The 13,196-nt window shown below is 39.2% G+C and carries 13 protein-coding genes; 6 read left to right on the top strand and 7 right to left on the bottom strand.

What is annotated here, in order from left to right:
* The first annotated feature begins 198 nt into the window (after positions 1-198).
* The 4 genes from BVH04_RS19660 (at position 199) to BVH04_RS19645 (ending at position 2,892) form a co-directional block, all read left to right on the top strand.
* Positions 199-1,395, top strand: coding sequence for a hypothetical protein (locus BVH04_RS19660; RefSeq protein WP_086543184.1), 1,197 nt, complete (start codon positions 199-201; stop codon positions 1,393-1,395).
* A gap of 98 nt (positions 1,396-1,493) precedes the next feature.
* Complete coding sequence (locus tag BVH04_RS19655) at positions 1,494-1,733, top strand: hypervirulence associated TUDOR domain-containing protein (RefSeq protein ID WP_086543183.1); 240 nt, start codon at positions 1,494-1,496, stop codon at positions 1,731-1,733.
* Positions 1,734-1,845: 112 nt separating this feature from the next.
* Positions 1,846-2,163 (top strand): hypothetical protein, encoded by a 318-nt coding sequence (locus BVH04_RS19650; protein WP_140160622.1) that lies wholly within the window; start codon positions 1,846-1,848, stop codon positions 2,161-2,163.
* Positions 2,164-2,244: 81 nt separating this feature from the next.
* Positions 2,245-2,892, top strand: a complete 648-nt coding sequence (locus tag BVH04_RS19645) for an alpha/beta hydrolase (RefSeq protein ID WP_086543181.1) — start codon at positions 2,245-2,247, stop codon at positions 2,890-2,892.
* A 583-nt stretch (positions 2,893-3,475) separates the two neighbouring features.
* Here BVH04_RS19645 and BVH04_RS19635 read toward each other — a convergent pair.
* Positions 3,476-3,730, bottom strand: coding sequence for a hypothetical protein (locus BVH04_RS19635; RefSeq protein ID WP_086543180.1), 255 nt, complete (start codon positions 3,728-3,730; stop codon positions 3,476-3,478).
* Positions 3,731-3,908: 178 nt separating this feature from the next.
* Here BVH04_RS19635 and BVH04_RS19630 point away from each other — a divergent pair, with 178 nt between their 5' ends.
* Positions 3,909-5,561 carry an acetolactate synthase large subunit gene (locus BVH04_RS19630; RefSeq protein WP_086543179.1) on the top strand — a complete coding sequence of 551 codons (1,653 nt, stop codon included), beginning with the start codon at positions 3,909-3,911 and terminating at the stop codon, positions 5,559-5,561.
* Between the two features lie 180 nt (positions 5,562-5,741).
* On the opposite strand, the gene BVH04_RS19625 is transcribed toward BVH04_RS19630, so the two are convergent.
* The 4 genes from BVH04_RS19625 to BVH04_RS19610 all read right to left on the bottom strand — a co-directional run bounded on the left by BVH04_RS19625 (position 5,742) and on the right by BVH04_RS19610 (position 9,216).
* The gene (locus tag BVH04_RS19625) at positions 5,742-6,086 is read right to left on the bottom strand and encodes a hypothetical protein (RefSeq protein WP_086543178.1); all 345 of its coding nucleotides are present in this window, start codon (positions 6,084-6,086) and stop codon (positions 5,742-5,744) included.
* A 247-nt stretch (positions 6,087-6,333) separates the two neighbouring features.
* Positions 6,334-7,500 carry a dicarboxylate/amino acid:cation symporter gene (locus tag BVH04_RS19620; RefSeq protein WP_086543177.1) on the bottom strand — a complete coding sequence of 389 codons (1,167 nt, stop codon included), beginning with the start codon at positions 7,498-7,500 and terminating at the stop codon, positions 6,334-6,336.
* Positions 7,501-7,661: 161 nt separating this feature from the next.
* Positions 7,662-8,216 carry a DUF2911 domain-containing protein gene (locus tag BVH04_RS19615; protein WP_086543176.1) on the bottom strand — a complete coding sequence of 185 codons (555 nt, stop codon included), beginning with the start codon at positions 8,214-8,216 and terminating at the stop codon, positions 7,662-7,664.
* 280 nt (positions 8,217-8,496) lie between these two features.
* A complete protein-coding gene (locus BVH04_RS19610) occupies positions 8,497-9,216 on the bottom strand; it encodes a class I SAM-dependent methyltransferase (RefSeq protein WP_086543175.1) in 720 nt (239 codons plus the stop codon).
* Between the two features lie 456 nt (positions 9,217-9,672).
* Between BVH04_RS19610 and BVH04_RS19605 the strand changes: the two genes are divergently transcribed.
* Entirely contained in the window at positions 9,673-10,221 is a 549-nt protein-coding gene (locus BVH04_RS19605; protein ID WP_086543174.1) for a hypothetical protein, read from the top strand.
* A gap of 260 nt (positions 10,222-10,481) precedes the next feature.
* Here BVH04_RS19605 and pgi read toward each other — a convergent pair whose 3' ends face one another.
* Together pgi and BVH04_RS19595 are read right to left on the bottom strand one after the other, a co-directional pair.
* Complete coding sequence (gene pgi / locus BVH04_RS19600) at positions 10,482-12,125, bottom strand: glucose-6-phosphate isomerase (protein WP_086543173.1); 1,644 nt, start codon at positions 12,123-12,125, stop codon at positions 10,482-10,484.
* Positions 12,126-12,295: 170 nt separating this feature from the next.
* Positions 12,296-13,196: 6-bladed beta-propeller (locus BVH04_RS19595; protein WP_140160621.1), on the bottom strand; the 901-nt coding region annotated here is incomplete at its 5' end.

The following is a 13,196-nucleotide window of genomic DNA, read 5'->3' as shown; positions in this document are numbered from 1 at the left end:
TTGCAAAATAAGCCTCAACTCCAGAGGTCTTCCAATAGAACATAAGTAGAACACATTATAGTCATGCACGAAGTCCTTCTATTAAGCTTGGTACTAATTACCTTTCTTACCTAAACTAACATCCAGAAAATTGGCTTAAAATTAGCTAAGAGGAATTGGCACTTCATAGTTGATCTCTTTCTCGCTTCAATTTCTAAAATGAACTCAAAAACATTTCTTTTACTCTTCTTTTTCTTGATTTCAGCGGCCTACGGCCAAGCCCAAACAGAAATCACCGAGCAAATCAAAACTGATCGAGACAATCAGCTCAAGGAACTGAATGAAAAGCTGAAAAACAATGAGGAGATCGTCAATCGTCTCACCGAAAAACTCGCGGCCACTGACAACAAAACCTCATCCGATAAAGAGAAAATCGAAGACTTGGAAAAACTCCAATTTGCGCTCGATAATAGACTCAAAATATTGGAAGAAGCCCCAAAAACTAAGATCAATCTAAACGGGCAACTGGCTTTTACCGAACTACTCAGCATACAGCGGGATATTCAACCGCTTGAATTGTTTCTAACTTCTCAATCATTTTTTGAACAGCTGGGAAGTATCGGCAAAATCCAACAATACAAGTCCTTTACCAGCTGGAAAAGTGAATTTGACAAATGGTATGAAAAAGACGGGAAAACAGATGCGATGACCGGCTTGCTTCAAAACTCGCTAACTTTAATTTCAACTGCCTCTTCTGTGGTACCGCTCTATGGTACTATGGTAAATACCGCCATCTCTGGGGTCACGGGCTTGATGGGAACACTGGGAAAAAAAGAAAAGGATCTCTACGACAAAACTCCGGAAATGCTTAGAATTTTGACTATTTCCAGTCAGTTTGAACAACAGAAGTCAATCATCGACCACGAATGGAAGCTGATCAATCAGGAATTGGAACAACTACAGAAGGAAAACACGCTTTTGCTGGATGAGCAGATGAACTACTTTGACATCAGTAAGCAGCGCTACGAAAGCAGGTATTTAAGAGCCACATTGGACTCAGAGCGGGAACAGTTTAAAAATGAATGCAGAAAATCGATTTCAGATAAAATATCAACAATAGACAAATCCCCGGAGACCAAGGGCAAATGGCTGGGTCAGGTGGAAACTTATATGTACAAAGTGCAGTCTTTGCGATTGAGATTTGGGCAGCTCACCGCTCGTATGCTGGCAAATATCGATCAATACGAGTCACTTTTGGGAAGCTATTCTGATTCAGGGAAATTCCCATTAGAGTTTACCTCGAAAATCATCGCTATGAATACCCCGCTGAACAATCTGAGGAATAAATTTTACTCCAGCTTCAACCCTGCCAAGTATGTGGAGGACTCTGCGGTGATGTATATCGAGCGACAGTGAATAGATTAGAAAACCCTAAAAAATGGCAGAACTCACCAGAAAGATTAATTAAAAAAAACTAATTTATTCTGACGAAAACTAGAATTAAACGACCCTTCATGAAAACAAAATTCAAAATAGGCGATGAGGTAAGCTGGAACTCAGAGGCAGGAAGAGTTTCAGGAACCATTATTAAGATTCATAAGAAAAATTTTGACTACAAAGGTTACACTCACCATGCTACAGAAGAAGAACCTCAGTATGAAATCAAAAGCAGCAAAACAGATCATATTGCAGTTCACAAAGGTTCGGCTCTTACAAAGAGTGAAAAAGGAATTGAGATTACAACGAACCGCTAGCACTAGGTTGCGTCAACTGGGCTGAAATCACCTATTACATTCAACCCTAGATTAAACTATTTTTCAAAAACAATCTCCAATCCTTTCCACTCGGACTTTGTATCTTAATGCAGTGAAAAAATTTATTATTCCAGCTATCGCATTCCTTATTTTTGTAGCCGGGCTTATTTCGCTTATGCTACCATTTATCCCATTAGGTTGGTTGCTGATCGCACTTGCTTCCTTGCTTATGGCGCCGTATTTCAAATTCATGCGGAAATTCATAGGCTGGCTGGCGAGAAAAGACACTACCGGCTTTGTGGAAAAAGCAGGTGAAAAGGCATCTGACTTATACAAATGGGCTGGCAATCGCAAAAGAGCAGAAGAACTGGAGGACATTATTAAAGATAATAGCCAGGATTCCAAAAGCTCTAATACTGATGCTGACTGAACTCACCTCCAACACAGGCTTGGGGTGCTATGTTTTGGATTTAATTGCGCCATTTTTGGATAGAAGAAAAATTGTAAATCAATGAAAATAAGTCTACTACTGCTTAGTCTTCTTCTTTGTTCGATATTTTATACGAACAATAAGGAGCCTAATGACCGGTACATTTTTTTCCTTCACAACCGATTTCTAGAAGAGCACGATTTTGATGAACTGCATCCTGAATTTGGGCGAACAGAGTACACGGAAATTATTGCTGAATTTGAAAAAAACGGCTTCAAAGTTTTTAGTGAAAAAAGAAACGGGAATGTGAATGCGAGAGAGTACGCTATCGGAATTGTAAATCAAATTGACAGCCTACTAAAACACGGAATCGACACTAGTAAAATAACAATAATAGGGACTTCCAAAGGTGGATATATTGCTCAATACGTTTCGACCTTGGCTAATAATCCGGATTTAAACTTTGTCTTCATTGCAAGCTTTAGGAATGAAGACATTGAGAATTTGCCTGAAATCAATTTTTGCGGGAATATTCTAACGATTTATGAAAAGTCAGATTCTTTTGGCGTTTCGGCGGTTAAGCGAAAAGTAGCGTCCACCTGTGAAATAAAGAATTTTAAGGAAATCGAGTTAAATACGGGGTTGGGGCACGGATTTTTGTTCAAACCTTTAAAAGTATGGATGGAACCCTCAATGAAATGGGCAAGCGAAAATTACACGTTGGAATAATTTAATGGAGCTATCGCTCCTTGATAAAACACTACCTCTAGTAAGAGGTAATAGAAGCACTTGTTTTCAACTTTGTATTGCTTATTAGCGTCGGTTTCTTGATTCTTCAAAACCTACAAATGCCTGTTAAAGATGCAAGTAAAGCTGACTACAATCCTCTATCATTTTGGTATTACCCTTGGGGAAGTCTGTCATCCATAAAGGAATAGATATTTTCGCACGAAAAGGAACGGAAATTAATTCCTCATTCTCTGGAATTGTATTGTACTAAGGAGAAATAAGTATTGGGGGGAAAGTGGTACTTATCCTCGGCCCCAAATGGCGATTACATTACTTTACACATTTGGAAGAATTGAAAACTTCTTCTTTAAACTTTGTACATGTGCAGTCAATTATTGGAACTGTGTGAGCAAGTGGAAATGCGGCCCGGAAACCTACTCATTTGCACTATTCAATCTTGACAATAATCCCTTACGTGTGGAGTATTGATTCTGACACTCATGGTTGGAGCCAAATGGTTTATTTAAAATCTGTTACGTATTTAGAGCAATGAAAAGGAATTTGCTTGAGTAAAGCTCTCCTTTCAATCTTTATTTTTATCTCTCTCCTCGTTGTCAACGGTTTCTTCCTGAGGGTCATTTTCCCTATCGTTTTCCCGTTCCGCCTTTTTATAATCTTCCTTTTTGGGAGGTCTGGCACCTTCTGAATTACCGGGAGTTTTTCGAGTGGTCCCCTTATCTACATCGTCTTTCTTTTTGCCAAGTGAGCTGAATAATTCAAGGTCAGTTAGGCTGTTATTGATCGTAAGCATAATTAAATTGATATAGGTTGACTTCATAGTTACCAACTATCATTCCAGCCTATTTCAAAAGCCGGTAAATTATTTTTGCCTAATCTGTGGCAAATTCCACCATCCTATTATGTGTGGCATCATTCAAGCATAAAACAGGAAAACTAGGATGGTAAGTAAGAGTATAAACTGTCTTTACTCCATTTAAAAGATCCAAGCTGATTATATGAAAGCATCTGACTTATTTATCAAGGCACTCGAAAATGAAGGTGTGAAGTATATTTTTGCCGTACCTGGGGAAGAAAATCTCGATATGATTCAATCCATAAAAGAATCTTCTATTCGATTAATTGTAACACGTCATGAGCAAGGAGCAGGTTTTATGGCTGCTACCTATGGTCGCCTATCTGGACATCCGGGCGTATGCTTATCTACCTTAGGTCCAGGTGCTACCAATCTCGTTACTCCTGCAGCTTTTGCGCAACTGGGAGGCATGCCCATGGTAATGATAACAGGACAGAAACCTATCAAAGAAAATAAGCAAGCAAAATTCCAAATAATAAACGTGGTGGACATGATGCGCCCACTTACCAAGTACACCAAGCAGATTGTAAACAGTGAGAATATTGCTTCTCAAATCAGAGAAGCATTTCGGCTGGCAATAGAAGAAAAGCCAGGTGCAGTTCACTTAGAATTCCCAGAAGATATTGCGCAAGAGGAATGTAATTTTAAGGTTTTCGAACCTATTGGCCACCTTATTCCCAAAGTTGATCCGAGAGCTATTGATGAGGCAGTTAAAATGATAACAGCTGCAAAGAAACCGCTTTTGCTAATTGGAGCAGGAGCTAACAGAAAAGAGACTTGCGACTCATTACGCAATTTTGCTAATCGAACAGGTATTTATTTTCTCACCACCCAAATGGGCAAAGGTGTAATCGATGAACGTGCGCCTAACTACCTGGGTACAGCAGCACTTTCAAGCGGTGATTTTATCCATGCTGCTATTGACAAGGCAGACCTCATAATCAATGTAGGTCACGATGTCATCGAAAAACCTCCTTTCTTCATGAAGTCAGGTGGCAAAATAGTAATCCACATAAATTTCTCTCCAGCCGAAATTGACCCTGTATATTTCCCCCAGCTAAACGTGGTAGGAGAAATTACAGATTCTATAAATCAACTTTCCCAGGCACTTCAGGTGCAGGAGCATTGGGATTTTAGCTTTTTTCAAAAGGTAAAGCAAGAAGCACTTTCTTCTTCTGAGAACTATTCGAAAGATGTGCGCTTCCCCATCCTTCCCCAGAGACTAGTGTATCTCCTTCGGAAAATATTGTCTTCTGAAGACATCATTACGCTGGATAATGGGATATACAAACTCTGGTTTGCACGTAATTACATTTGCCATCAGCCAAACACTTTACTTCTCGATAATGCGCTTGCAACTATGGGGGCGGGACTATCAGCGGCCATAATGGCCAAAATATTGAACCCTTCGAAAAACGTAGTGGCTGTATGTGGAGATGGGGGATTTATGATGAATTCTCAGGAGTTAGAAACTGCCATCCGCCTTCAATTAAATCTCACTGTGATTGTATTGAATGATAATGCTTTTGGAATGATCAAATGGAAACAGAAAGATATGGGGTTTGATGATTTTGGGTTGGATTACGGAAATCCTGATTTTGTAAAGTATGCTAAAAGCTACGGTGCTGGAGGTTTTAGGCCGGAGACTGATGAAGAATTTCAGGAGGTATTTTCAAAATGTCTAATTTCTCAAGGAGTAAATCTCATTGAATTAAGGGTGGATTATTCTCTCAATCATCAGCTATTGAATATCATGTTTAAAGAACAATCCTCGAAATTAATTAATGAAGGATAATAGAGACTCTCCATAAAAAAGAAGTTAATTTTAAAACTCCAACTATCTGAAAGATAGAAGTCCTTTTAAAAAAAAGTTTAAAAGGACCTCTACCTTAGTTTTAATGGATATAATTCTGAACGGAGTACTTTATTAGAGGAGACCACTAGAAAATAAAATATGGTTGGCAAGATTTGTTGCTTACGCTAAATCCTCAAAACCCTCAATTTCCTCTACAGGTACGCGCTTGATAAATTCATCGTAATAGGGGTTATCCCGATCAGAGTAAGTTCCATAAGCGTTTAACAGAAAACCCTTCTCATCTGCATCGCTATGAAGCAGGTAGATCACAGCCATATCAGATGGATCTGACTCACCCTCGAATCTGTAAACTTTGACGATTTTCAATTGCTCAGGTTTGTATATCGTATCCGAATCATCAAAGCTTGCCCCTGCACGCTCAATATTCAGTTCCTTACCATAACCTCTTCCTGGCAGAATATTCAATACCTGAGAATAGGTGGTCATTGATTTGGATGTACTCATGGTTTGTATGGTTTGGTGAAAAAAAAGCGAGCTATTCCCGCTACCCAGTAGAATACAAGTCCAAGACCATAACGCTTAACTTTTTCAAAATTCTACCAAAACTTATCCTTAAAAGAGTTTAGGGTATGATTTAAAAAATAATGCATCCCTCCAATTAAACTGAAATTATAGAAATGTGGTAAACTCACCCCCAAATGGGAAGGCATCGAGCTATATCTAGTGACCTCCATTTAGAGTAGATATTCAACTACTCCTCCTTCGTAATCTGATCCACCACCAATGCAATTGCACCGTCGCCTGTGACATTACATGCCGTACCGAAACTGTCCATAGCGATATAAAGTGCGATCATCAATCCGATCATCTCCTCACTGAATCCCAGCATGGATTGCAAGACTCCAATAGCCGCCATAATCGCACCTCCAGGCACTCCCGGCGCGGCCACCATCGCAACACCCAGCATAAAAATAAATCCGGCGAGCATACCAAAATCATAGGGCACTCCCTCCAATATCATCAAAGCCATCGCACAGGCCGTGATTTTCATAATACTTCCCGAAAGGTGAATGGTAGCACAAAGCGGAATCACAAATCCCGCGATCTTAGGCGAAACACCATTTTTCTCCGCTTGCTCCAAAGTAACTGGAATAGTAGCGGCAGAAGATTGAGTTCCCAAGGCTGTGAAATAAGCAGGCATCATATTGCCCAACAATCGCAAAGGATTCTTCTTAACTATAGCTCCGGTAATCACATATTGTAGCAAGAGTAAGAATATATGCATGGCGAAAATCACCCCTATAATATTCACGAATACAGAGAGTATGGAATACACCTGACCACTGAACGCCATATTCGCAAAAATCCCAAGGATAAAAATCGGCAAAAGAGGCACAATCACATTCTCGATCACCTGCATGATGATGGTCTCAAAATTCTTTACCACCTTCTTAAGCACAGAATTCTCCTGGTAAGAAAGCCCCAACCCAATCACAAAAGCCAATACCAAAGCAGACATCACGTCTATCACTGCCGGAATAGTAATACTGAAATAAGGGACTAGGTCTTTTCCTCCTTCCGAAATCTCAGCCGCTTCATTGATATGGGAAGAGAGAAGAGAAGGAAAAATAGTAGCGGAGGTGAAATAGCTCATAAAACCAGAAAAGATCGTGGATCCATACGCAATAGCCGCGGTAATCAAAAGTAATCTTCCCGCTCCCTTGCCCAGATCGGAAATGGCAGGCATGATCAGACCAAGTATAATCAGAGGAATGGCAAAGTTCAAAAATTGACCAAAAAACGAATTGAACGTGGCAAAAATCCTATTGATGGATTCCGGTAAGTAAAGGCCGAAAACGATGCCCATCACAATGGCGATAAATACTTTAAATAATAAATTGGAGAATAGACTCTTCATTCTTTTGACTGGAATTACTGTAGTTCAAGACACTATGCCTTAATTCGATTTTGAGATTGCTAAGATAAAAGGAAAGTGTCTTTAGCTTTGAGTAAGGTGAATTAAATTGAATCATATATAAAAACACCCCTCTCCCATTTCCTAAATTTAAACTTGCTATCTCAATATTTCAAAGGGATTTCCACCATGGTTTGATCCCAAGCAATCCGCATTACCGCTGCATTATTTCCCAGATCCTCAAATCGAATCGAAAAGGCTTCTACCACTTCAGGGAGTGATTTGGCCGGAACAGTAAATCTAACCACATCATTTTTTTCCTGATAACTGTATGCTCCCCAGTAATCCAGATCTGAATTCAGAATGATAGTCCATTCAGCTTCACCCGGAATTGCAAACATGGAATAGGCTCCTGCTTTTATATTTTTGCCTCCAAGCGTGACATCCTGATATGTTTTAAATTCCACGGCTTCATTGGCTCCTAGCCTCCACACCTTATCGAAAGCAGCCATTTTCCCAAAAACCTCTCTTCCATTCTTTGCTGGTCTACTGTAATACACTTTCACAATCGCCTTTTCTCCTTCCATACGATCATGGGCAAAATTATCCGGCAGGTAGGCTACATCCATTGGGCTTCTATCAAGAGATGGAAAATCTTGGGAATAAACAAGTGTAGAAAAACTACAGAAAATCAACAGGATAAAAATAAAGTGTTTCATAGAGATAGATTAGTATTAGATGTGAGGCAAAATAGTGAAATTCTGCCGCAGCCGATCCTCCATTCTTGTACATTGTCTGACTAAAGCATGACAAACACGACCTTTTAAAATAGTGCTTTTTTGACATAAATGGATGTAGCAATTGACTACTAGAGAATCCTTTCCTAAATCGGCCATGATATCAACTGACATGTTTACAGTAGGAGTCAGAAGAAACAGCCTTTTAATAGGATTTATATTGATCTCTTGAGCCTGCAAGAATTAGAAAAAATTGAGATACCTACTTCGCTTTTTGGAAAATCATATAATGTTGGATTGGAAGGAATTTGCCATTTTCTACTAATTCAAACCCATTGGAGTTCAACTCTTTTTTGGCCTGCTTTTCGGTCATTTTATGGAGTGGTTTGATATTGATGCTTGGATCTTCGCCCTTGTATTCCAGTAATAAAATTTTCCCATTTGGTTTTAGACATTTATAAATAGCACTGAGCATTTCTTGTGGATATGCCAATTCGTGATACACGTCCACCATGATGACCAGATCTACTTGTCCTTCAGGAAGATTTGGGGATTTCTCCGTTCCATGTATTGGTACTACATTCTCAATTCCCAACTCTTCACTTCGCTTTTTGATATAGGCTACTGCATCTTCCTGAATATCCACAGCATAGACTTTTCCCTCAGGAACTAAGGGTGCAATCCTAAAAGTATAGTATCCGGAGCCAGCGCCAATGTCGGCAATTACACTTTTTGAAGCGATGGGCAGATTTTTCAAAGCAGCTGCAATCCCTTCCTCCCGCTCTCGTTCGGCTCTCTCCAGCCAGGCTTTTCCTGCAAAACCCATGACATGGGATATCTCTCTTCCCAAATAGACTTTGCCAGTTCCATCCCTACTAGGGTTCGTATAGGTGTAAAGGTCATCAGCGGTTGACTGTGCCTGACAAGAAAAATTAATGCTCAAGATGGGAACTAATAGAAGGGCAAGGATTGACTTTTTCATAAAGAATCTTTTTTTAATTAACTCATTAAAGCTAAGCTTGTTTCAAATACCATATCTCGATAGGAATGAAATGTAAACTAGTCAAATCCAGCTTCTGGAGAAGCAGGACAACTGTGACCTCTGCGAAACCACTTCGTCCCCTGCGGTTAATAAAATAAAAAATCCCGACTCCTCTCAGAATCGGGATTTACTTTTAGAAAGTTAAGAATCGCACCGGCGTGTGTCACACAGACCGAAATTCTCAAAAGGAAGAATAGCTAGTAGTCTTTGAGACACATACCACGAACTAACACAAGTGGCTAAAAAACTGGGAGATACGAACAACATTTTTTTTCTCCAAAAAAAGTAAAGAAATCCTACTTTTAGAAGGGGAAAAACAAGAACTATTTATTCAAAATTTGAAAAAAATATCCGCAATTGTAGATATTTAATATTTGAAGCAATTGGAAAAATTCTATGATCTGGGATAGCGATTTTGAGCAAAAAGTAATACTAATAGTCATAGATAAGGGTGTGATGGCTCTCATTCTATTATTTGCAGGGATATTTGCAAATTATTTATTGGAAAAATTTAAATCAGAACAGTCACTTGACGCTGAATTAAGTAAACTAAGAGTTAATAAGATTGGAGAATGTTTTGGTATTCATTCTAAATATGGCAAGTTACTTAATGGTTTTATTGATGCTCTAAATGAATATAGAAATTCGACCATGAATGACGAGCAGATAATCGAAAAGCTTTCTCCAAAAATCAAAGAGTTAAAAGAAAGCAAAAAGGAAGTGGAATTAATAACAGCTTCTCACCGATTTTGGTTAGGAGATGAAATATATGAGGAAGCTCTTAGGTTTAATAAGACCTTCCCGAATTTTTGTGATGTTTTTCATAAAGGTAATTTTAAGAGATGCGTGGAGTTGAAAATGAATATGGAAAAAGAAATGCTGGATGTTGACGAGGTAATGAGAATGATAAGGAGAAAAATCAAGAAAAGTAAAAAAGGTAAATAGCTACAATATAGCCCATAGCAATTAATGACGATTGTGACCGATAAAAAATCAATATGACTTAGGCTAGTGGTATAAGAAAGTAGCTTTGAAAACCCGCACTTTCCATAGCCGGAAAAAATCCCGACTCCTCTCAGAATCGGGATTTACTTTTAGAAAGTTAAGAATCGCCACTGCCTGTGTCTCCGCAGGACGGAACTTGGTTTTTTATTTGTCTGTGCCTGCCTATATTACCCCAGGCAGGCACAGACCACGGGCAGTTCTTATCTCATGTTCTTATATGCATTGATCAAGCCATTGGTAGATCCATCATGGGCAGTGATTTCTTCATCACCATGAAGCTCAGGAAGAATGCCACTTGCCAAGACTTTGCCTAGCTCCACTCCCCATTGATCAAAGCTGAAAATATCCCAAACCACACCTTGCACGAAGATTTTATGCTCGTACATCGCGATTAGTTGGCCTAGTGTGTAAGGAGTGATCTCTTTTACCAAAATTGAATTCGTAGGACGATTGCCTTCAAATACTCTATGTGGAGCTATTTTTTCGATTTGCTCGTCTGACTTGCCAGCTGCTTTCATTTCGGATTTCACATTTTCCAGTGACTTTCCTTTCATCAAGGCTTCTGTCTGCGCAAAAAAGTTGGAAAGAAGCTTCTGGTGATGATCACCTATAGGATTATGAGAAATGGCCGGGGCTATAAAATCACAGGGAATCAAATGCGTGCCTTGGTGAATCAACTGATAAAAAGCATGCTGACCATTGGTTCCTGGCTCTCCCCAGATAATCGGGCCAGTGGTATAGTTCACTTTCTCACCTGAGCGGTTTACATATTTGCCATTGCTTTCCATATTTCCCTGCTGGAAATAGGCAGCAAAACGGTGCATATACTGATCGTAGGGTAAGATCGCCTCAGAACTTGCTCCAAGGAAATTAGTATTCCAGATGCCAATCATCGCTAATACTATAGGAATATTTCTATCAAACATGGAATGACGGAAATGATTATCCATGGCATGTGCACCAGCAAGTAATTTCTCGAAATTGTCAAATCCAATCGTACAGGCAATGGGCAAACCGATCGCAGACCAAAGCGAATACCTTCCTCCTACCCAATCCCAGAATTCAAACATGTTTTTAGTGTCAATTCCAAACTCAGCCACTGACTTGGCATTGGTAGAAAGCGCTACGAAATGCTTGGCTACTGCTGAATCAATTTTGGCATGCTCCAAGAACCAATCACGTGCAGTATGCGCATTGGTCATGGTTTCTTGTGTGGTGAACGTCTTGGAAGCTATGAAGAACAAGGTGGTTTCTGGATCTACTTTTTTTAACGTTTCCGCAATATGCGTTCCATCCACATTGGAAACGAAGTAGCATTCTATATCTGGATTCTTATAGGGCTTCAACGCTTCAGTCACCATCACTGGGCCAAGGTCAGAGCCACCGATACCGATATTTACCAGCGATTTGATCGGCTTTCCTGTATAGCCCACCCACTGCTTGTTTTGGATTTTATCTGAGAAGGTCTTCATCTTCTTCAAAACAGCCGAGATATCTTCCATGATATTATGCCCATCCAGATATACCGATTCATCTGCAGGATTTCTCAATGCGGTATGCAATACAGAACGACCTTCCGTCACATTGATCGGCTCTCCTTTAAACATATCTTCAATGGCCACATGCAGTTTGCACTCACGTGCCAGATCAAAAAGTGCATCCAGGATATCTGGGTTCAACCTATTTTTAGAAAAATCAACCAGAATATCTTCCATCGTAATGCTCAATCGATCAAAGCGCTCCCGCTCATCGAATTGAGAAATGATGGTCATGTCTTTATACTCTTCAGCAAGTTTCTGGAGCCTTGCCCAGGCTGGCGTGGTGGTAGGATTTATTGCGTTCATTGGTTGTTTTAATAGGAATGAGCCACAAAAATAAGGTTTATCTTTTGGGATAAAAGGGTTTTATCAGAAAGCGACAGCTTGATATTGATCAGTCTAGTTATCTATAAAAATGAGGTTGCTATTTTATGAAAAATTTCAAAAAGTACTTTTTCTATAGTAAATCGATAAGATCAAAAATTCTTGAGGTGATACTTAACTACTACAAATCCCGTCTCTGGACTTAAAGAATTAACAAAAGTATGGAATTCAGAGGTGTTGTCTTCAAAATTCTGTGCCATAGCCCAGATCTCTTCATATTCGTGAAATGTGTACAAATTATCATCCTCATCCAAAAAGCGAGGCATTAAAAAATCAATGCCACCATCAATATCATTCACAACTTTTCCGCCTGAAATGATAGTAGATGTTCGCTTATTCTGTATTATAAAATTCATTCTATTGCGCTTAGCAAATCGATCTATAAAAAAATTTTCATTTACCATCAGACCTGGAAAATGAATTGCGTATTTCTGTTTAATTTCTTCCCTGTTAAGTATTTCTGAGGGTTGAATTCCATAAATCAGCTCAAGCGGTAAGTTTTGATCACTTAGGTTTATATACATCTTCGTGATGTTCCCTTTGGCACTGACTTTAAATACTGTATCCAAATAGACATAAGTTGCATAAACATCACCTTCAAATCGATACATATTATTCCTATCTACCGTGGAGCCAATTACATCTTCTTTGAAGTCATAAATAACTGGCTCAATGTTACCGGTTAATGAATTCCATTTAATCAAAAATAAATCATTTGAAAAGTCATCTTCCAGCATACCTTTCTTAATATCGGGTGAATACACCAAATAATCATCCGCTGAAATAGATTGCAGATTTCCAAAAATAAAGGGAAGCTTTACCGTCTCAATTGACTTTCCTTCTAAGGTAAATCTTATCAAATCCTTGTTGGTCAATACCTCAATAGTCTGTCGATCAGGGTTGAAATTAACCGCTTCTATCCATTGGTATTCTCCTGGCCCTTCTCCATAGTTATGAATTGTCGCAACCAACCTAAAAGACTTATCTAAAACA

This window comes from Algoriphagus antarcticus (assembly GCF_002150685.1).
GTDB lineage: Bacteria > Bacteroidota > Bacteroidia > Cytophagales > Cyclobacteriaceae > Algoriphagus > Algoriphagus antarcticus.
This window is presented reverse-complemented; position numbering and strand designations above follow the sequence as displayed.

Excerpts from the sequence above, each read along its gene's own strand:
- BVH04_RS19660 (WP_086543184.1), top strand. The coding sequence starts at position 199 with ATGAACTCAAAAACATTTCTTTTACTCTTCTTTTTCTTGATTTCAGCG.
- BVH04_RS19655 (WP_086543183.1), top strand. The coding sequence starts at position 1,494 with ATGAAAACAAAATTCAAAATAGGCGATGAGGTAAGCTGGAACTCAGAG.
- BVH04_RS19645 (WP_086543181.1), top strand. The coding sequence starts at position 2,245 with ATGAAAATAAGTCTACTACTGCTTAGTCTTCTTCTTTGTTCGATATTT.
- BVH04_RS19635 (WP_086543180.1), bottom strand. The coding sequence starts at position 3,730 with ATGAAGTCAACCTATATCAATTTAATTATGCTTACGATCAATAACAGC.
- BVH04_RS19630 (WP_086543179.1), top strand. The coding sequence starts at position 3,909 with ATGAAAGCATCTGACTTATTTATCAAGGCACTCGAAAATGAAGGTGTG.
- BVH04_RS19625 (WP_086543178.1), bottom strand. The coding sequence starts at position 6,086 with ATGAGTACATCCAAATCAATGACCACCTATTCTCAGGTATTGAATATT.
- BVH04_RS19620 (WP_086543177.1), bottom strand. The coding sequence starts at position 7,500 with ATGAAGAGTCTATTCTCCAATTTATTATTTAAAGTATTTATCGCCATT.
- BVH04_RS19615 (WP_086543176.1), bottom strand. The coding sequence starts at position 8,216 with ATGAAACACTTTATTTTTATCCTGTTGATTTTCTGTAGTTTTTCTACA.
- BVH04_RS19610 (WP_086543175.1), bottom strand. The coding sequence starts at position 9,216 with ATGAAAAAGTCAATCCTTGCCCTTCTATTAGTTCCCATCTTGAGCATT.
- BVH04_RS19605 (WP_086543174.1), top strand. The coding sequence starts at position 9,673 with ATGATCTGGGATAGCGATTTTGAGCAAAAAGTAATACTAATAGTCATA.
- pgi (WP_086543173.1), bottom strand. The coding sequence starts at position 12,125 with ATGAACGCAATAAATCCTACCACCACGCCAGCCTGGGCAAGGCTCCAG.